Consider the following 18,544-nt stretch of genomic DNA (forward strand, 5'->3'; position numbering starts at 1 on the left):
GCCGTCGGGCAGCAGGATGCCCAGGGGGCCGGTGGTGTCGGAAGTTGTCGTCACCGCGCGGACCAGCACGCCGAGGTCGGCGCAGTTCGGATCGTGGAGGAGGAGGGTGGCGGCCCGTCCGTCGTCGGTGCGGGCATCGGGTATGCAGGTGGTGAGGACGGCGGCGTCGCGGTACGACACCGGCCCGTCCTCCTGGCGAGGGGAGGGGACGGAGAGTGCCGGGCGGACTGTGCCCGCTGTTCCGTCCACGTCGATGACCATCCCCGCGGCGATGTCGGCGGCTTCGGGCACGTTGGTCACGCACGGGATGCCGAGCTCACGCGCGATGATCGCGGTGTGCGACAGCGGTCCGCCGGTGGTCGACACGACGGCGGCAGGGCCGCGCAGGAGAGCGGCGGCGGCTTCGGGACCGAGGGCGCCGCAGATCAGTACGGCGCCCTCCGGCGCCGGGTCGGGCCCGAGGTGGACGGCGGGGCCGGTCGCGATGCCGGCGACGGCGGCTAGACCGGCCCAGCCGCCGGTCGGCGGCTCGCGCCGGGCCGTGTCGCGGATCGGCTGGGTCAGCGGGCGGCCCTGCAGGATCACGGGCCCGCCGGCGGTGACAGCCCATTCGATGCCGATCTGCTCCAGGCCGAGCGCCTGGGCCGCGCGGGCGGCGAGGTCCAGCAGCTCCTCGCGCTGGCGCGGGGCGAGTACTGGCGCGTCCGCCCACTCGGCCGGGGTACGCAGGTGCACCACGCCGGGGCCCGAGCCGGCGACCTTCGCACGGGCTGGAGCGGCACCGGCGGCCGGCACGGTGATCCACTCACCGGGCGGCAGATCGAGTTCCCGCGCGGTGCCGGGCAGATGGATGAACGGCTGCACGGAACAGGCGACAGACTCGATAGCCGTTCCGCGGCCGCAGTGGATCTCCCCCGTCTGCGCGCCGCTGACCAGCTGCTCGGCCAGTCCGCGCACCGCCTCGATCCGCCAGCGCACACAACGGCCGCCGGTCACCTGGGCGGCCAGGACGCCGGCGACGATGGGCCGCAGAACGGGCTGCACGAGCACGGCGAGATCGTCATCCGGGCTCAGGCCGCGCACGGCGGCGTACTCGGTGACCACCGGGGCGCGCACCGAGGCGCGGACCTGGCGCAGTGCCGCCAGGACCTGGCCCGGCGTGCAGGGGGTGATGACCGAGTCGTACAAGCCGGCGAAGGAGGAGGTGACGCCGTCCTCGCCGGGCGCGGACGACCGGGCGATCAGCCCGTACGGCGCGCGATGTTCGGCCCAGGCCAGCACCTGCCCGGCGGCGCCGGGCAGGTCGCTGTCCGCGACGTCCACGGGGATGACGGCGCTGTCCGGCACCGGCAACCCGGCCTGCTGAAGACGGCTGAGGGCGGCCGCCTTGCCGCCCGCGCGCGACGGCGCCGTGTCCTTGAGGGTGGTCAGGAAGGTCACGATGCCGCTCCGGCGGTCAGAAGGTCGAGGGTGGTCAGCGCGGCCGGGTCGAGGTTCGCGCCCTGACACCAGCGGCGGACCACGGAGAGGTAGGAGTGGCGCAGGACCTTGCGGCGCTCCTCGCTGTCGCAGGCCCAGGACAGGATCGTCACGATGGCCCGTACGGAGGCGACGGCCTCCTGATCGCCAGCGGCGGCCAGCAGCGCGGCGGTCTCCCACGCCTCCCGCAGCCTGGCGGTCCGCTCGCGGGCGAGGGCGATCTGCCGGAACTCGGACTCGGGGTCGGAGCTAGCGGCCAGCGTCTGCACGAGGACGGCGATCTGAGCGGGATCCTCGTAGGGCATGGCGCGGGCGGCCGGTGTTCCCTCGCCGTAGAGCGTGCCGATCCGGACCGCGAGACCGGTGGCCGTGCTTTCCAGCCCGGCTCCGTCCTGTACGGCCAGCGCGGCCTGCACGACGTCTTGGTGCGCGGCGAGCAGGTGCCCGGTCTCAGCGGGCGTCGACAGGGCCAGCATGCACGCGCGTGCCCGGCCCTCGTCCTTGAACAGCCGGGCGAGGAAGGACTCCCACTGCGCTTCGGGCAGGAGCCAGTTCACGATGTGCGTCGACATGACCCGCAAGAACGCCGCCGTCGCGTCTGACAGCGCGACGCCGGCCTTCGCCGTGGCGCCGTCGGTGAGGGCGCGTTCGGCGCGGGCGAGTGCAGCGGTCGCGCGACCGCGATCGCCGACCGCTCGCGCCACGATCGCCTGCGCCCGGGCGGGGTCGGCAAGGTGAGCAGCCAGCTGTTCCACCAGCTTCTCGTGGACGGCCTGGTCGATGTCGACGATGCCGGGACGGCGCAGCACTCCGTAGGGGGTGGGGTCGTCCATCCAGACGGCGGGCCACGCGATCAGCGAGGTGGTATAGAGGTCGAACTCCAGCCGGGTGCTGGCCGGCCGGGAGATCTCGTAGTCCTGGACCACGAGGCGTCTCCATAAGGTGTCCATCGTCAGCTGCCTCCGTGCGTCATGCCGCGTCCGTACCGGCGGCGCGTGCGGGGGAATGTGGCGTGAATGCGTCTTGGTGCAGGGGCGGATGTGGAAGGCTCGGCGGCCGGATGAACGGCCGCTGGTGCGGCCGTACGGGATCGAGCGATGGGACTGCCCCCGCACATGAGCGACACGATCAAGGAGCCCACGGCCAGCTCATTCGTCTTTCGCCAGATGGAGGACGGCTGGCGGCTCGGGCTGATCTGGCACCCGCGGCTGGAGTGCTGGATGCTGCCCGGCGGCCACGTTGAGAACTTCGAGAACGCGGCCGAGGCGGCGGTGCGAGAGATCGCGGAGGAGACCGGCTGGACGGCGCGGCTGGTGACGGGCCCGTCCAGCGAACTGCCCGCCGGGGCACCCCACCCGCTGGTGCCCGCCCCGTGGTGGGTCCAGGAGCTCGACGTGCATCCGGACAACCACACCCGACAGCCGCACGTCCACATCGACCACCTCTTCCTCGCCGTCGCCGAGGGAGAGGGGCCGGCCGGTGAGCCGGTCCACGAGGTGCGCTGGTTCACGGCCGCCGCCGTCGCAGAGCATGTCGACATCGCCGAGGACCTGCGCATCCAGGCCAAGGACCTGTTCGGTCGGATCGCCGACGCCGCGGCACGCTGACCGGCGGCCCGCACGTGCACAGGCTGCGCGCCGCGGTTCACCGCGCGGCCTCGGCGCGGCGTCGGGCAGCTCGTCCAGCAGAACTGCCCCGTCGATTTGCTCGCGTAGCAGCGCGGCGAGGTAGGTCTTGCCGACTCCGTTTGCCCCTTCGAGCGTCACCCACAGCGGCTCCGGGGCAGGGGGGTTCATCGGGCTGCCCCCTTCACGGCGAGGTCCAGGAACAGGCTCGCCAGCGGGCCGCCGGGCGCGAAGGCCCCGTGGGTGCTGGTCGAGGTGGTCACCGCGCCGAGCGCGCGAACGCCGCGGGCGCTCATGCACGAGTGGGTGCCGGTGGCGGCCACCGCGACGTCCGGGGAACCGCTGGCCTTCATCAGGTCCTCGGCGATGCCGTTCATGATGCGTTCTTGCAATTGCAGCTGATGTCCGTGGAGTTGGGCGATACGGGCGACCTTGGACAGGCCCAGGACCCTTCCGCACGGCCGGTACCCCGCGGTGACGGTGAGCTCCATTGCCTGGAGGTGGTGCTCGCACAGCGAGTGCACGACGATCCCGGACACGATGACGAGCTCCTCGCCGCCGGCACGGATCTCCTCGTGCACGAAGGTCGTATCGGTGCGACCCGGATCGTGCTCAAGGAACTCCGCCCACCAGCGGGCCACCCGTTGCGGGGTGTCTTTCAGCCCGTCACGGTCGGGGTCTTCACCCAGCTCTGCCAGCAACTGCCGGTACAGGTCCGCTACCCGCTCCTGGTCGATACGCCGCGAGGGGACAGGCGCGGCCGTCGGCCCGGAGGTCAGCTCGATCGTCATGCGTTCACCTCGTGCCGCTCGGGGTGGAAGGAGGCGGTGCGGGCGCCGACCGCCAGGACGGTGTAGGCCCGAGGGCCTTCGTGCATCAGCAGGTCCAGCACCGACAGTCCGGCGGGCCGGTTCCGGGCGGTCCCGTAGGGGGTGTGCGCATAGGCCGCGACGTCGACCCGGATGCCGGCAGCGCTCAGCAGTTCGGTGTCGAGGTAGGCGGTTGCTCCGGTCCCGACCCGCAGCACGTCAGCGCCGTGGCGGCGGCACAGGTCCACCAGCGCTGCGGTCTTGGTGCCGGCCGGAGGGGCGGTGCTCGTACGCGTGACGGTCACGTCGAGGCCAAGAGCGGCCAGAATCACGCGGGTGACGGCCTCGTTCAGGTCGACCAGGTGCGTCCAGCGGCGGGCGTATAACTCCTCCAACTGGTCCGCGTGGCGGGCGAAGTGCGGGGCGCGTCGGTAGGAGTCGGTCAGGGTGCGCCAGTGGCGGCGGGCGAAGTCCGGCTCCGCGATCTGCACGTCCACCAGGCGCTGTCCGAAGGCACGGCGCACCGGGACGATCAGCCGTACCGGACGTCCGTCACGGCCGGCGACGGAGTTGCGGTGCTGCCAGCCGCGCTCGGCGAACTGGACGTGATCGAGCAGGACGAGCTCCTCGATGTCCAAGAGACGGGAGAAGTATCCGCACCAGGGCCAGTAGGCGGGCTGGTGGGCAACCAGGACACGGCTCATCACGCCACCAACCGGTAGACGGTGAGGAGTTCGGCCATCGCGGTTCCAACCGAGGAGCCGGCCGCGGTGTCCATCGCCCGGATGGTGGCCAGTGAGCGGGGATGCGGCGCCTCGCGCAGCTGGCTGCTGTAGCAGGTCAGTGCCTTCGCCTTCGTCTCCCACACGCCAGAGGTGTCCACAGCGACCGGCCGCCGGGCGGGCGACTCGTGCTGCGCCCACGCGGCGTCCTCCGGGCCGACGTAGCCCAGCACGATCCGGGGAGCGTACGCGGAGGGACGGGCCGCGGCGATCGCGGCCGTGTGCACGGCCTGGTGGTCCTGGTGGAAGGAGCCGGCGGCCGGCATAAGCAGGGCGGCCGGGCGCAGCTCGCGCAGGCTGAGTCGGGTACCGGCCTCGATGAGGTGGACCAACTCGGCCATGCGGGCCGCAGGGTTGGTGGCAGCGTCGGTGTCGATCCAGGCGGTGTGGTGGGAGGCGACGCCGAGCACGGTGCACGCCTCGTCGAACTCGGCGATGCGAATGCCCGGGTCGCTGCCGGGGTGGGTGCGGCAGGCGACCGCGAGGACGTGCACGTCCACGCCGTCGGCGGTCAGTCGGGCGATTGTGCCGCCGGCGCCGAGGGCGTCGTCGTCGAGGTGTGGGGAGACGACGAGCACGTTGTCGCCGGGGGTCAGTCCGAGGACCATTTTTTCTCCTCTTGCCGTGGGAGCGGAACGGGGCCGCCCGCAAGGGGCGGCTGCACGGGGGTACTTCCGCAGGTCAGCGGGGGAGGGCGGTGGAGACGGCGGCGAGCAACTGCCGTACGACCTCGTCGGGAGCATGGAAGGCGGTGCGCGCGACGGCGCTCTGGGACGTGGCGTGGTACCGGTCGGCGTCGTCCAGCAGCTCCGACAGTGCGGGCCAGATACCTCCTGGGCCCCGCTCGGCGCTCACCATGACCCCGCCGCTGGCGACGAGGTGCCGCAGGTTGCCGATGCCGATGCCCACGACCGGGGCGCCGGTGGACATGGCCTCGGCCGCCGCGTTGCAGAAGGTCTCCGGCTCGTAGGAGGCGATGATCGTAGATGCCGCGCCAGCGAAGAACGGCTGGACCTCCTGCCAGGGCAGTGCCTCCAGGACCGTTACGACGTCGGGGCGCTTGGCCGCGGCCGCGCGGACGGCAGCGAACACTTCATCCTGCATCCCGGGCCAGTACTCGAACCCGGCGGCCGCCAGGACGAGTTCGACCTTGCGGTTCCAGTCGGCCGGCAGCGCCTCCAGCAGTTCGGCGAGCCCCTTGTACGGCTCGGCCCGGGAGACGATCCTCACGGGACCCTCGGTGCGGAGCCGCTCGCGCTCCTGATACCCCGCGGGCTGAGCTGGCGCGAACAGGGCGTTGGGCACGATCGTCCAGGCGGAGGTGTCGTAGCCCTGCTCGCGGGCCTCGCTCTCCATGAACGGGCTGATCGGGCACACGGTCGTGGCCGCCGCGACGGCCCGGTCGAAGTAGTCGTCGCCGCGCACCTTGTGGACTTGCAGGATCGTCGGTACGCCTTCGGGCGCGGCGTCCAGGTAACCCAGCCCGTACAAGGCGTCGACCCACACGACGAGGTCGGCCTCGTGGTCCGCGAGCAGGCGCCGCAGTTCGGCGCGTACCGACTCGGGGTCCTCCAGCGCGGCGAGGATGTCGGGCTTGAGGATTGGGCGCGGCAGCGTCAGGGAGGACAGGCGGACCATGTCCGAGTGGTCGGCGTCCCCCGGTTCAGCCGGCCCGGAGGTGATGATCAGCGGAGTGATGCCGAGCTGGCGGCATCCTTCGGCGAGGGCGCCGACGGCGCGTTCGTACCCGGCCGGCTCGCCGGGCGCGTAGGAGAACAGGACGAAGGCGATCGTACGGGGCATGCTGCTGCTGGTCACCGGGCCTCCTGAGCGGTGTGGACCTGCTGAGGGTGGGGCAGAGGGGTGCTGTCGGGCGGGGCTGGGTCCTCCCAGGGGAAGCCGACCCAGTCGGCGACCGGCCATACCCAGATGTCCAGGGGGAAGTCGGCACCGTCGTTGCGGCACAGCACGGCGGTGCGCGCCGCGACACCTGCGTCGGACAGGAGCGCGGCGACGGCCTGCAGGGTGGCGCCGGAGCCGCAGATATCGTCGACGACCAGAACGCGCCGGGCCCCGGCGACAGCGGTCAGCAAAGTGGCCTCGTCCACCTCGACCTCGCCGGTTGCCTGGATGCCGACCAGGTCGGAGACGTTGTGCCGGGCCCGAATTTCGACGGCGGGGATGCCGAGGATGCGGCCGGTTTCCTGGGCGAGGGGAACCCCGCCGCGAGCGAGGCCGACGACGAGTTCCGGGGCCGTGTCCTTCTCGTGCGCGGCGATGAGCGCTGCCGCGGCGAGGAAAGCGTCCTGGCTCATGGCCCAGACCCGTTTGCCCTGGAAGACGCGGGCACCGTGCGCGGAAGCGGTCACGCAGTCCACCCCCACCCGTCCAGCACACGAGCCACTTGCGGCCAGTGCGCCGTCGGGTCGCTCACCAGGTGCACGACCGGCAGCGGCGGCAGTCCGAGCATCTGGAAGTACAGCGGCTCCAGAAGCAGCAGGGCCTCCCGGGCCGGGCGCCGCTCCAGGTGATCGGCAAGCGCGGCGCTCACGATGTCCCGCTGGCTCAAGGCCCGCTCCGGCGTGAGCACCTGCTGGTAGGGCGCGATCGGATCGTCGGCGCCGATCAGGCCATGACGAGCCGACAGGACCACGGTCCTGGAACGGTATTCGGGGTGGTCGACGATGCGCTCGCGCAGCTGGGGGAAGCACCAGCCCTGGTAGAGCTCCAGCGCCGGGACCCGCTCGGTACCGGAGCGTTTCCGCCGGGAGCAGCCGATCACCACGAGCCCGCTCAGCGACGGAGCCGCCCTCCCGGTATCGGGTCGGCTGGCCGTGGGCGCGGTCATCGGACACCCAAGGTCAGGTGCAGACGGCCAGAGAAGTTGAAGCCGTAGCCCATGACCCGCCCGACGATGCCCCGGCCGACGGCGGTCCAGGTGGCGGCATCGTCGCCCAGCGGCATGATCCACACCCGATCGTGCGGGATCTGGCTGTCCCGGACGAGATGAGCCGCCTCCTCGACCTCGCCAGTGTCGGCCGCCACGAACTTGAACGCCGCCTTCCCCCGTCGCGCCAGCTCGGCGAAGTCATCGAGGACAACAGGGCGGATACGGCGCTTGGCGGGATCGGCCGCACCCATGCGCCCGATCTTCGGGGACACGCTGAAGTGGGCCACACGCTCGGTCGTGAACTCGTCCGGGGAGATCGTGCCGTTGGTCTCGATGTGCACGTCCCCGGGCAGCGCCGTGAGCATCTGGTGCCACGCCGCGGTGCGCTGCCACAGCAGCGGTTCACCGCCGGAGACCACCGTGATCCCCGATCCGGCTCCGTGCTCACCGGCGACTTCGACGATCTCCTCGACGGAGCGCGGTGGACACGTCTGCGCCAGGTCGTAACAGCTGGTGTCCCACGTCCGTTTCGAGTCACAGGGCGGGCAATGCAGGTTGCACCGGCCCAGGCGGATGAAACACGCGCACCGGCCCGTGTACGGGCCCTCGCCCTGGGGGACGGGCCCGAAGATCTCCTGCACCGGCAGGAGGTCCTCCGGGACTGTCCCGGCTGTCTGAAGGGCCCTCACGCCGCCCACCTCGTGTACTCCGCCCAGCTGGTCTCCGTCTCCGAGACCCGGATCGCGGCCAGTCCGTCCGCCTGCTGGTCCAGGCAGTCCATGAGATACGCGGACAGGCGTTCGGAGGTCGGGTTGAAGGGCACGGCCTCGTTGAGGACCGTGCCGTCCAAGGCGCCTTCGACGTGCCAGCGCAGCTCCTGCGGGATCGCGACGGGGCCACCGTCGGCGGCGGACGCGGTCACGAGGTAGGAGTGACCGTGGCGCCGACCACACTGATGCCCGGCAGGCAGACCATCCAGGTAGTGGGTGGCCTCGAACTCGACGGCGAACTTATCGGCCGGAGCCGCGGGGCGGCCGGTGCGTATGCGCACCTCCGCCAGAGCGGTCCCGATGTCGGCCGCGAGGTGCGTGCGGGCCCACGTGGCCAGGTACTCGGCCAGGCCGCCGTCGCTGGCGTCGGGGACCCGGGTGTTGAGGAGCTGATGGTCCAGGACGGTGTCGATGTACTTCTTCAGCGGCGCCAGGCGGCCGAAGTCCACGACGAAGCCGACGTCGTCTAACGCCTCCGCGGCGAGGACCGCTTCGACGGTGAAGGAGTGCCCGTCGTCCCGGCCGCCCAGCACGCGGGTCGCCTCGAAGCGGCAGAGCTTTCCGATACGCCACTGCCCGCTCACCGGGATGCCTCCGTGTCCGCGCCGTCTGCGTACTCGGTGGGGTCGGCAACGCCGGCGAGCTCGAAGGCTTCCTTGCGCTCGACGCACGTGCCGCACGTACCGCAGTGCACGCTGCCGCCCTTGTAGCAGGACCAGGTCAGCTCGAACGGAACGCCCAGCTCGTGCCCGCGACGCACGATGTCGGCCTTCGTCAGGTGCAGGAACGGGGCTTCCAGCCGGAATCCGGGGACGAGAAAGCCCTCGTTGCCGGCGTGTACGGCCTTGCCGAGCTGGTCGAAGAACGCCGGTCGGCAGTCCGGGTAGATGGGGTGGTCCCCGGCATGCGCACCGAAGGCCACGATGCCAGCGCCGCGCGAGACGGCTACCCCAGCGGCGATCGACAGCATGATCATGTTGCGGTTGGGCACGACCGTGCTGCGCATGCTCTGCTCGCTGTAGTGACCGTCGGGCACGTCGACGGTCGTGTCGGTCAGGGCGGATCCCGTCAGGAGGCGGCCGAGGCCCGATAGGTCGACGGTCTCGTGCGGCACGTCGAGCCGTTCGGCGACCCTCGCCAGGTGCGCCAACTCCACGCGGTGGCGCTGGCCGTAGTCGAACGACAGCAGGAAGACCTCGCTTCCCCGGGCGCGCAGTTCGTACGCGGTCACCGTGCTGTCCATGCCTCCGGAGGCGATGAGCACCGCGCTCTTCGGCGTTGACTTGGTCATCTATCTGTGTCCTTCCTGGTGCTGGCGCTCAGGTACACCGGTGGTGCACCTGGGACTCGCGACGAGCAGCCGGATACGACTGTCGTCGCGCGGTGAGCGGGGAGGTGTAGCGCACAGCAGGCGCTGTCTCCAACGATGCAATGCGGCTGATTGACCGTCATTGCCGGTATGCCGTAGGAACATTGACGGGTCTGCACAATGTCCGTCCGGCGTCCACGTGGACCGGGTCGGACCCGAGATTTGGCCGAGCGGCGGAGGGCCGGACAGTGGGCGGAGTTACCCGAGGTCGCCGCGCGGAGATCCAGCGGGAGGCATCCCGGATCCGCGCTCAGTGCCAGCGCGACGGGCACACTCAGGAACGGATCGTCACCACCCTCCGGACGGAGTTGCCGGAGCTCACGGCCCTGGAAGCGTGGCGTCTGGCATTGGGGTGGTCGCGGCCCCAGGCGATCCGGGAGGTGGCCGCTGTCTACCGGGCTGACGGCCTGCTGCCGCCGGGACTGACGCCCGCCATGCTGTGCCGGTACGAGCACGGCAAGGAGGAGCCCGGAGACGAGTACCGGCTGATGATCTCCCGGGCGTACGGGGCCCGCCCCGACCAGCTCGCCCTGGCAACACGCTGCCTGTGGTGCAGCACCTGCGCGTCTTCGCCGCCGCTCCACTACGGTCAGCACCAGCGCGAGAAGACGAGCACCGGCCGAAAGGAACCCATGACGACCGCCAGCGGGCTGCCCGCCATCCGCGAATCCGTGCAGTGGGCCGTCTTGGACACGTCGGGAGGCTCCCCTGCCGTCGTCGCCCTGGCCGAAGCAGCCGTTGAGCACTACGCACTCAACTACAGCAAGCACCCGGCATCCGTTCTGCTGGAAGAGGTTCGCGAGACGCGCAACCTGCTCTCCACCGCGGTGGCGGGCGCGGACCGCACGATCGCGGAGGGCCTTCGCCGACAGGTCGGCTGGCTGTCGGCGCTCCTCGGCAACCTGGCCTACCACCTGGACGATCGCGCCGGGGCCCGAACCCACCTCACCCTGGCTGGCGCCCTTGGCGAATCCACCCATGAGCCGGCGCTCACCGCCTGGGCCAGCGGGGCCCTGGCCATGGTCGCCACCGCCCGCCACGACTGGGAGCACGCCCGAGGACACGCCGAATACGGCCTCCAGCACGCCCCCAAGGGGCTGCGCCGCGCGCAGCTTCTCGGCTGGGCTTTGCTGCCCACACTCGCTGCCACACAGCGGACTTCGGAAGCGGACGACGTCGTCAACGAAAGCGACGAGATCATGCGCTCCGCCGTCGAACTGCCCGGCCGTTTCGGATACGACCGCGCCGAGCACCGCCTGCACGTCGCCGAAGCCCACCTGACCCTCGAACGCTTCGACCGGGCTGCCGATGTCGCCCGTGAGTCCATCGCCGCTGCGCCCACCGAGACGCCGGCGTGGGTGGCCGCCACCCTCGTTCTCGCGCTCGCGGAGGCCCGCGACGCCCCGGATCAAGCAGCCACTCGCGCGCTGGGCGTGCTCGACCTGATCCCTCCGCCGCGGCTCCGGGCAACCGCCCGAGACCGTCTGGCACGACTCGGACGCCTGCTTGATACCTCGACGGTCAGTTCGGCCACCGAGCTGGCCGAACGTCTGCGTACTCTTCCGGCCCCGATCCGTGCCGATGGGACAGCCGCATAGCTGACCAGCTTGCTGACCACATTCCGCAGCAGGGACCGGGGTGGCGTTGGCCATGGTGAGTCTCCCGCAGGTCGAGAATCGTTGAGGTGGCGTGGGTGAGCCGCCGCAAGCGGCCCAAGTTCGCTGTGTATGGGGGTATTTCGCTGAGGATCTCCTGGCCGTGCCGTACGGCCTCCGCCGCGCTGGGGCCATGAAGCCGGTGATCCGTCCCGAGTTCTCGCACAAAGTGCGCAGCACAGCTTCGAGACGAGGAGTCAAGGTGACGATCTCTCCTGCGGACCTGGCGCGGCCGCGGCTCCCTGGACGGTCTCCAGCAGCTCCTCGGTCTCCTCGGCCTCTGCTGTCTCGGTGAACTGGCGGGTCTCGTCCAGCCGGGTCAGCAGGTGTCCGAATGCCTCTTCCTTCGCGCCGCTCGGTGCGATGCGGACACGGGCAGCCGCAGTATTCGGAGCCAGGGGCGCGGCGCAGCGGGGAGTGGTCAACTCGATACTGCGGTTCTGCTCCAGCTCCAGCTCGGCGGTTGTCAAGAGCCCTTGCTCGGTGCGGTCCACCACCGCAGCACGAGTCATCGCGCGAAGGCTCATGAAGCTCGTCCACCGGGCGAGTCGAGCTCCGCCCAGACGGACTTCCCACAGCCGGCGGGGCCCACCTCGACGCCCCAGCGATCGGAGAGGGCGCCGACGAGCGTCAAGCCGCGCCCGGTCACTCTGCTCTCCGACTCACCCTGCTCGCGGGGCTTGCCACCAGACGGATCGTGCACCTCGACACGCAGCTGCTCGTCGGTCCAGGCAGCCGTGATGGTGAGCTCCGTGTCAGCCGGGAGGCTGCGGCAACCGTGCACGACAGCGTTTGCCATGAGCTCCTGAGAGACCAGGGCGACGTCGTCGGCGACTTCGTCCAGGCCGAACGCCTGTAGGCAAGCACGTAACCGTCGACGCACAGGCGAGATGGCCGCCCGATCCGCGAGAAACGAGGCTTCGAACTGCGCCTCGTCTGGACAGTGCGCATCGGCATGCTCAAGGAGAGGCTCGGTCACCGCATACGCTCCTTGGACCGTCCGGGTCGGGCCGTCGCGCACGACAGCGACAGACGGCACCGACCAAGAGCCGGGCTTCCTCGATAGAGGCGCAACGTGGGGCGCACACGCAACACCAAACTGGCCGCCGCGATCCAGGAGCTGGACATGACGAACCAGTCGACCATTGCACGCTGGGTAGCCGGCACGCGCCCGAGCGGTCGAACGCCGTCCATCTTGGCCGAGACGCTCTCGCGAGGCATTGGCCGTACCATCACTCTTGCCGACATCGGGCTCGCCGCAGGTGAGGGCGCCGAACCTCAGCCGCCGGAGCACGGCCGAGTCCGGCAGCCGGACCCGTCGGGCCCGTAAGCGTGGAACCCGAACTCCGGGGTCTTCACCGCCGTTCCTCGCCAGGTTGATCGAGAGGACACGTACGACCGGCTCGCCGCACTGCGCAAGCCGCGTGATCTCGGGCAAGGGTTCTCCTTGGGTGTGTCGTGGAGTGGTGGGTCGATGGGATGGGTCAGGCCGGGGTCCCGCCGTGGCCGCTGCCGGGCCGGTTGTCGTGAGGCAGGTACATCGCGGTGGGCCGGTGCAGGATGGTGCGAAGCGCCGCGACGTCGAGTTCGGTCCGCAGGGGTAGGTGGTCGGACATGCGGCGCAGCTCTGGTGTGTCGCAGACGGTGAAGCGGGTCAGGGCGGGCGCGAGCTCCGCGCTGAGGTAGCCGCGGTCGATGCAGTACCTCGTCCCCGGCGGCCGTCCGGGGTGGTCGCGGTAGCCGGACGAGGCGTTCATGGCACCGGTCTGGCCGAGGTGGTCGGCGGCGTGGCGTGCCATCTCGATGTATCCGGCGGCGAGCATCTCGCGGTCCGGACGGTCGTCGGTGTGCCGACGGCCGTTGTCGAAGTAGGTGCGGTTGGCCACGAACGCGTGGTCCTCGTAGCCCTCCCAGGGGCCGCCCTCGCCGATCCGGTAGCTGTTCCAGTCCCAGAAGTGGATGGCGAGCCAGCCGGGTTTGGCCAGTGTGGAGCACCATTGGGCCTCGGTCAGCCGGTGGTCTGCGGACCAGTAGCAGGCGTGCCCGCTGACGCAGCTGATCGGGCGCGGGCTGAGAGAGCCGTCACGGTCCCGGAGCCGGATGGCGATGTTCGCCGGTGCGTGCCATGGGGCCCAGTTCTGCTGGTACTCCTCGTCGAAGGCGAGCGGGCCGTCGGGCTTGAGGAAGATGGCGTTGTCGTTAGTGCTGCCCGGCCGGTGGACGGCGAGGTACCCATCCATGCCCAGGCGCTCGCACTGGACGTCGAGCTGTCCGGGCTGGACCTCCTGCTGGAAGAGGATGTCCGGTGCCTGCCCACGGATCCAGTCGGTGGCCTCTTCCCAGTTGAGGCCCTTCTCCACATTCCAGTTCACTGCGGTGATGGTTTTGGTCATGCCGCTCGCCTTTCTGCCGGGGAGGCGGCCTCCGCGGGGGCGGAGCCGATAGGGAGGACTGAGGGACGTGGCGTTCACGCGGCCGGCGTTCGTGATCGGCGTCGGGCGGCGATCTGGGTGATGCCTATGGCCAGTAGGGCGGCGGTACCGCCGCCGAAGAGCATCAGCTTCTTCTTGCCGCCCATCGGCGGGTCGGGGTCCGGGCCCTTGTCGGCACCGGGGACGACGGCTGTCTGCGGCGCCTTGCCCTGCGGCATCGGCAGCGGTCCCGGCGCGGGTCCCGCGGGGATGTCGCGGGTCAGCGCGGGGCCGGGCTGGATGAAGCCATAGCCGTAGTGGACATCCGGCAGCTTGAGGTGCTTGGCCTTCTGGGGCTCGGCCAGACCGGCGGTCTTCACTAGACGGTTGGCGATCTGGCCCGGGGTGAGGTGCGGGAACTTCTCCTTCAAAAGGGCGACGGCACCGGACACGTAGGCGGTGGCCGCCGAGCACCCTTCGTCGGTGCGGTAGTCCGAATCGCTCTTGGCCATCGCTAGGGGGATTTTCACGCCGGGGGCCAGGAGGTCCACATCGGAGTTGAAGTCGTTGAAGTCCGCCGCCTCGCCGTTCTGATCGACCGAGCCGACACCGATCGCGCCGGGACAGCCCACCGGGTAACTCTTCTGCGACGAACTGTCGTTGCCCATCGCGGCCACGACCACGACACCCTTCTCGATGGCGTAGTGGATCGATGGGCAGGTGTCGGCGGACGGGGGCTTTTCGCTGTAGGACATGTTGATGACGTCCGCGCCGTGGTCCACCGCGTACCGTGTGGCTGCGGCCCCGTTCTTGTACTGCGGGATGGGCAGGATCTTGGCGCCGGGCGCCAGCCCTTTGATTCCTTCGGAGCCGCCCGGCCCGTGACCGTGGCCCGCGATGATCCCGACCATCGCCGTACCGTGGTCGCGGAGGTCCTCGCCCGGCATGAGGTCCTTGGAACCGTCGCCCTGCGAGGTGTTCGCGAAGTTCGCACCGCGCAGGAACTGCCCCGTGAGGTCTTGATGGGTGGTACGGAATCCTCTTTCGATTACCGCCACCGTCACGCCCTTACCAGTGGCCGTCTTCCACACATCCCGGGCTCCGAATGCTTCCAGCGGCCACAGATTCTTGCGCACTTGATCCGCGGAGGCGGTGCCACCCGCGGCTGCTAGCAGCGCGGCCGTCAGCGTCGCGCTGACGGCCGCGCGCAGCCTTCGGGTGGCATGGTGCCGGCGGCTGGGAGAGATGTCGGAGGCGGTCACGAAGTGCTCCTGGCAAACAAGAAATGAAATCCGGGATGAGCGTGCAGGGCGTCTCCGGCCTGCTTGAGGAGGGTGAGGAAATGCGGCAGGGCCCCCTTAGCTCGAACTGACCGGCTATTGCGAATTGCCCGGCATGAGGTGGAGCGGGCCCTGAGCTGGGGCGGCCGGACGTATCGTCGGTGCCCGGCCACCCCACCTCCAGCCTTTACCTGGTGGGGGCTTCGGTGATTTCGCCGCTCGGAGCCTTGGCGTCCACGGGCTTACCGAATTCTAAGTAGGAGATATCCGCGAGGTCTGGCCGTGCCGCTTTGCGCTTGAGGAGGTATGGCTTTCCCGTATTTGCGATAGAGAAGGTGGCCTCGCCGCCGCTACCCTGGCTGGTGACTTGGCTCACTGGCACTCCCTCTAGGGTAGTGGCGGTGAGCTTTTTCATGCCGCTGTCGCCCTTGTCCGGCGAGGTGAATTTTTGGTGGTCGCAATGAGAAACGAGAATCTTTGTCAGTCCAGTGCTGGGTGTGCCGTGCAGCCACTTACCGGCGGGGAGGTCATATTCGGCCTTGATCCATTTGCTGAATCCGGCGTCGAACCTCACCCACACGTTATTGCCTTTGCTGATGATTTCGAAGGAGCCGCCGATCTTGCCGTAATCGTCTTTGATCAAGTGGACTTTGCCCACACACTCGGTCGCTGAGATCCGCATATCTGACACGGTGTGGGTGCTCTCGGAACGCTCTCGGAACGAGCCGCTTGCGGCATTTGCCTTCGTGCCCGCCTCATAGATCTCCTCGGCGGGGAGAGAAGCAATGCCGTTCGGTCGGGTGTTGGTGGATCCAGCGGTTGTCCGTGACGGTTTGCTGCCGTCAGCAGCTGCTGGACCCGTGTCCGGCCCGCAGGCTGTCAGCGGCGCGAGCGCCGCGACGCAGATGGCCGCGAGTGCAGCACGATGGACGGAAAGGGGTGAATTCTTCATGGTTCCATTTCTGTGGTGGGAACTTGTGCTTGCGCTCAGAGGAGACCTGCTGTGCCCGGCTTGCGGGCAACGACGGCGTACGCCGTGGCGTGCGACGGGGCCAGTGGGGGTTTCACGGCAGGGTGCAGGAACGTGTACAGGGCGGCGTCCGTCATCGGCGCGAGACGGCGCCAGTCTGCGACCAGGTCGAGGACCTGCTGCCGGCTTCTGGGTTGGAACGGCACGCCTGCCTGCTCCAGTAGCGTCGCGGCCTTGTCCATGGAATGGGCGTCAAAATCAGCGGTGAGGTGGGTGATGACGATGGCGCTTCCGGGGGCGACCGCCTTGAGGTACTGGTCGATGACCGCGGTCATCGGCCTGCCGGGGGCATCGGGGTGGAAATGCATCACGGAGTCGAGGACCAGGACGACGGGCTCGCCCAGGTTGATCGAGCGGCGCAGCTGGGGAGACTTCAGCACCGTCTCGGGCCGTGTGAAGTCGGCTTGCAGATGCTCGGTGTGCGCGGGGGTGCGGCTGGTGAGTAGCGCGCGGGCGTGCGCAATGACGATGGGGTCGTGGGTGATGTAGAGCGACCGCGTTTCACGGTGCGGGTGTGCGAGCGCGTCGTGGACGTAGGGCTTCATCGGGAACCCGCAGCTGAGGATCACGGCCTGGCGCATCCCTTTGCCGGCCAGTGCGCGAACGGCCGCGTCGGTCCACCGCAGGGCTTCCCGGGTCGCATTCGCGATGCCAGGTGCCCTCCGCAGGACTTTGGTGCTCAGTCGCCGTTCGGCCGGCTGGGTGTCGAGGCCGCCGAGCCAGTGAGTACGAAGACGGGCTGTGCTCGGCTCGTCTACTGCCCAGTCCGGGGCGGCTGCTGGTGAGGTGAGAGAGGTGTCCATCGGATGCCTTCGAAGTCGCCACGCTGCGTGGTCTGTTGATGAAGGGGGTGGGGATGGCGGGTGAGGGGCGTCCGCAGAGACGGTTTCTGCGCGCGACGGGAGCCGTGTCTGGTCCGGGGGCGTCCGCTGTCAAGGCCCAGGGTGTGGTGGCCGGGGAGGCGTCGGGGCTTTTGGTGCGGTGTTCAGTGCGTGTCGAGGACGACGGGCAGGTGGTCGCTGGCGGCCCGCGCCAGGGGCGTGTCGTGGGTGAGGTACGAGTGGGGCCGGATCGTGGAGCCTGCGGTGAGGATGTGGTCCAGGTGCAGTGGGGTGGGCTCGTTGGCGTACTTGTAGCCGACCGTGGCCGTCCGCGGGGTGCCCAGCTGGTCCTGTGGGTCTTTCCATCCCGCTTGCAGGAGGACGGTCATGGCCCGGTTGTCGGGGCCTCCGAACTGGCCGTCGTCACGGACTTCGCGGTAGCGGGCGTGCATGTTGGCCGGGACGTCGGTGTCCCAGTGGGGTACGGGGTCATCGAGGCGGCCGGTGTTCAGATCGGCGAGGAGGATGCTGTTTCCCGGCAGGCCGGGGAAGGGGCCGGCGTAGTCGGTCAGGCACCGGGCCTCACGCAGCCGGGCATCCCCGTCGACGTAGGACAGGTGCGTGGTCAGGAGCGTCATCTCCGTCCCGTCGATCACCACGTGCGCGACGGCCAGGCCGTGGTGGAAACTCCCGACGTTGGCCCCGGGGGTGTAGCCGAGCACCGTGACCGCACCCGGTCGGTACAGCAGCGCCGTGTGGTTCGTGCCATCGCCGATGTGCGAGGTCACCGGGTGCCACGCCACCATGCCGAGGGCCGTGGCGAGTTCATGCAGCCTGCGGTACTTCTCCTGGTGCCAGCCCCGCGCTTCCTGGATGGCCAGGATCGTGGGCTGGGGATCGAGCTGCGCCAGGACCTCGATCTGGTCGTGCCGGCGCTTCTCGGACCCGTCGGGGTCGATGCCGCCGGTCCACACATTCCACGTGACGAACCGTGCCATTACTTGTCCTCCTTCTTCTTCTTGAGAACTCGCGCCCCGGTGATGGTGAGGGCGGTGACTTGCTTGGCGTCCAAGTGCCGCAGCGCCTTGAGGATGTGAAGGTGCTGGAGGCCGAGCACGTCGGCGATTTCGCGCGCTGGGGGGAGACGATCGCCGGGTTTGTGCTGGTCATTGACGTACTGGCGGACTGCGGCGAGTGCCGTGGCCAGGGCGCTGGGTGACACGCGCAGCAGGATGCGGCGGGCAGGGACGATGGCGCCGGGCCCGCTGGGCTCGAAGTCGTGCCGGGCGGCGATCTGGAGGGCTTCGTGGGCGCTCAGTGCTCGGTACATGTGCACCGGCAGCACATAGGTTTCGCCGTCCTCGCGTACCCATCGGGAGCTGCCCCGCCCGAAGTCATCGATCGCTTGCTCGGCGCGGTCCCGGTACCACTCGGCATCCCCCTCATGTCGCAGTTCATCTCGGGTGACCCACCAGCTCGGCCGGAAGGGGATCGCGTCGAGGGCGGAATCCGCCATGGGCTCTACACCCGGAATCAAGGACAGGAAATCGCCCAGAATGGAGCAGGCCAGCAGTACGAGGACGACGGTGATCATGAGTGCGACATGAATGGGGAAATGCAGGA

At 69.7% G+C, this 18,544-nt stretch carries 21 protein-coding genes; 2 read left to right on the forward strand and 19 right to left on the reverse strand.

Annotated features, from left to right (window positions below; genetic code table 11):
* Together ACLJWH_RS35160 and ACLJWH_RS35165 are read right to left on the reverse strand one after the other, a co-directional pair.
* A partial coding sequence (locus ACLJWH_RS35160; RefSeq protein ID WP_411145856.1) for a PEP/pyruvate-binding domain-containing protein occupies nt 1–1,440 on the reverse strand: 1,440 nt, incomplete at its 3' end.
* Nucleotides 1,437–2,429 carry a hypothetical protein gene (locus tag ACLJWH_RS35165; protein WP_411145857.1) on the reverse strand — a complete coding sequence of 331 codons (993 nt, stop codon included), beginning with the start codon at nt 2,427–2,429 and terminating at the stop codon, nt 1,437–1,439. The genes ACLJWH_RS35160 and ACLJWH_RS35165, both read right to left, overlap by 4 nt.
* Nucleotides 2,430–2,594: 165 nt before the next feature.
* Here ACLJWH_RS35165 and ACLJWH_RS35170 point away from each other — a divergent pair, with 165 nt between their 5' ends.
* Nucleotides 2,595–3,086 (forward strand): NUDIX hydrolase, encoded by a 492-nt coding sequence (locus ACLJWH_RS35170; RefSeq protein ID WP_411145858.1) that lies wholly within the window; start codon nt 2,595–2,597, stop codon nt 3,084–3,086.
* A 185-nt stretch (nt 3,087–3,271) separates the two neighbouring features.
* Here the strand turns inward: ACLJWH_RS35170 and folE are convergent, their stop codons facing one another.
* The 9 genes from folE to queC form a co-directional block, all read right to left on the reverse strand.
* The gene (folE, locus tag ACLJWH_RS35175; protein WP_411145859.1) at nt 3,272–3,895 is read right to left on the reverse strand and encodes a GTP cyclohydrolase I; all 624 of its coding nucleotides are present in this window, start codon (nt 3,893–3,895) and stop codon (nt 3,272–3,274) included.
* Nucleotides 3,892–4,617, reverse strand: coding sequence for a WbqC family protein (locus ACLJWH_RS35180; protein ID WP_411145860.1), 726 nt, complete (start codon nt 4,615–4,617; stop codon nt 3,892–3,894). Before ACLJWH_RS35180 ends, folE begins: the two co-directional genes overlap by 4 nt.
* Entirely contained in the window at nt 4,617–5,303 is a 687-nt protein-coding gene (locus ACLJWH_RS35185; protein ID WP_411145861.1) for a PIG-L deacetylase family protein, read from the reverse strand. The genes ACLJWH_RS35180 and ACLJWH_RS35185 overlap by 1 nt, the downstream gene beginning before the upstream one ends.
* 73 nt (nt 5,304–5,376) lie before the next feature.
* On the reverse strand, nt 5,377–6,513 hold the full coding sequence (locus tag ACLJWH_RS35190) for a glycosyltransferase (RefSeq protein WP_411145862.1): 1,137 nt from the start codon (nt 6,511–6,513) through the stop codon (nt 5,377–5,379).
* Nucleotides 6,510–7,064: a phosphoribosyltransferase gene (locus ACLJWH_RS35195; RefSeq protein ID WP_411145863.1), complete on the reverse strand. Its 555-nt coding sequence runs from the start codon at nt 7,062–7,064 to the stop codon at nt 6,510–6,512. Before ACLJWH_RS35195 ends, ACLJWH_RS35190 begins: the two co-directional genes overlap by 4 nt.
* Nucleotides 7,061–7,543, reverse strand: a complete 483-nt coding sequence (locus tag ACLJWH_RS35200; RefSeq protein WP_411145864.1) for a DUF6884 domain-containing protein — start codon at nt 7,541–7,543, stop codon at nt 7,061–7,063. The genes ACLJWH_RS35195 and ACLJWH_RS35200 overlap by 4 nt, the downstream gene beginning before the upstream one ends.
* Nucleotides 7,540–8,274 carry a radical SAM protein gene (locus ACLJWH_RS35205; RefSeq protein ID WP_411145865.1) on the reverse strand — a complete coding sequence of 245 codons (735 nt, stop codon included), beginning with the start codon at nt 8,272–8,274 and terminating at the stop codon, nt 7,540–7,542. Before ACLJWH_RS35205 ends, ACLJWH_RS35200 begins: the two co-directional genes overlap by 4 nt.
* Nucleotides 8,271–8,939 (reverse strand): 6-pyruvoyl trahydropterin synthase family protein, encoded by a 669-nt coding sequence (locus ACLJWH_RS35210; RefSeq protein WP_411145866.1) that lies wholly within the window; start codon nt 8,937–8,939, stop codon nt 8,271–8,273. Before ACLJWH_RS35210 ends, ACLJWH_RS35205 begins: the two co-directional genes overlap by 4 nt.
* Nucleotides 8,936–9,646, reverse strand: coding sequence for a 7-cyano-7-deazaguanine synthase QueC (queC, locus tag ACLJWH_RS35215; RefSeq protein WP_411145867.1), 711 nt, complete (start codon nt 9,644–9,646; stop codon nt 8,936–8,938). The genes ACLJWH_RS35210 and queC overlap by 4 nt, the downstream gene beginning before the upstream one ends.
* A 386-nt stretch (nt 9,647–10,032) precedes the next feature.
* Between queC and ACLJWH_RS35220 the strand changes: the two genes are divergently transcribed.
* Nucleotides 10,033–11,322: a Twin-arginine translocation pathway signal gene (locus ACLJWH_RS35220; RefSeq protein WP_411145868.1), complete on the forward strand. Its 1,290-nt coding sequence runs from the start codon at nt 10,033–10,035 to the stop codon at nt 11,320–11,322.
* A gap of 254 nt (nt 11,323–11,576) precedes the next feature.
* Here ACLJWH_RS35220 and ACLJWH_RS35225 read toward each other — a convergent pair whose 3' ends face one another.
* The 8 genes from ACLJWH_RS35225 to ACLJWH_RS35260 all read right to left on the reverse strand — a co-directional run bounded on the left by ACLJWH_RS35225 (nt 11,577) and on the right by ACLJWH_RS35260 (nt 18,515).
* Entirely contained in the window at nt 11,577–11,891 is a 315-nt protein-coding gene (locus ACLJWH_RS35225) for a hypothetical protein (protein ID WP_411145869.1), read from the reverse strand.
* An 11-nt stretch (nt 11,892–11,902) separates the two neighbouring features.
* A complete protein-coding gene (locus ACLJWH_RS35230) occupies nt 11,903–12,358 on the reverse strand; it encodes an ATP-binding protein (RefSeq protein WP_411145870.1) in 456 nt (151 codons plus the stop codon).
* Nucleotides 12,359–12,863: 505 nt separating this feature from the next.
* The gene (locus ACLJWH_RS35235) at nt 12,864–13,772 is read right to left on the reverse strand and encodes a hypothetical protein (RefSeq protein WP_411145871.1); all 909 of its coding nucleotides are present in this window, start codon (nt 13,770–13,772) and stop codon (nt 12,864–12,866) included.
* Between the two features lie 74 nt (nt 13,773–13,846).
* Entirely contained in the window at nt 13,847–15,052 is a 1,206-nt protein-coding gene (locus ACLJWH_RS35240) for a S8 family peptidase (protein WP_411145872.1), read from the reverse strand.
* A gap of 205 nt (nt 15,053–15,257) precedes the next feature.
* The gene (locus ACLJWH_RS35245; RefSeq protein ID WP_411145873.1) at nt 15,258–16,022 is read right to left on the reverse strand and encodes a hypothetical protein; all 765 of its coding nucleotides are present in this window, start codon (nt 16,020–16,022) and stop codon (nt 15,258–15,260) included.
* A 35-nt stretch (nt 16,023–16,057) separates the two neighbouring features.
* Nucleotides 16,058–16,903 (reverse strand): SAM-dependent methyltransferase, encoded by an 846-nt coding sequence (locus ACLJWH_RS35250; protein WP_411145874.1) that lies wholly within the window; start codon nt 16,901–16,903, stop codon nt 16,058–16,060.
* A 182-nt stretch (nt 16,904–17,085) separates the two neighbouring features.
* Nucleotides 17,086–17,919, reverse strand: coding sequence for an endonuclease/exonuclease/phosphatase family protein (locus ACLJWH_RS35255; RefSeq protein WP_411145875.1), 834 nt, complete (start codon nt 17,917–17,919; stop codon nt 17,086–17,088).
* Nucleotides 17,919–18,515 (reverse strand): hypothetical protein, encoded by a 597-nt coding sequence (locus ACLJWH_RS35260; RefSeq protein WP_411145876.1) that lies wholly within the window; start codon nt 18,513–18,515, stop codon nt 17,919–17,921. The genes ACLJWH_RS35255 and ACLJWH_RS35260 overlap by 1 nt, the downstream gene beginning before the upstream one ends.
* Between the last annotated feature and the right edge of the window lie 29 nt (nt 18,516–18,544).

It is taken from the genome of Streptomyces sp. x-80 (assembly GCF_046549095.1).
Taxonomy (GTDB): domain Bacteria; phylum Actinomycetota; class Actinomycetes; order Streptomycetales; family Streptomycetaceae; genus Streptomyces; species Streptomyces celluloflavus.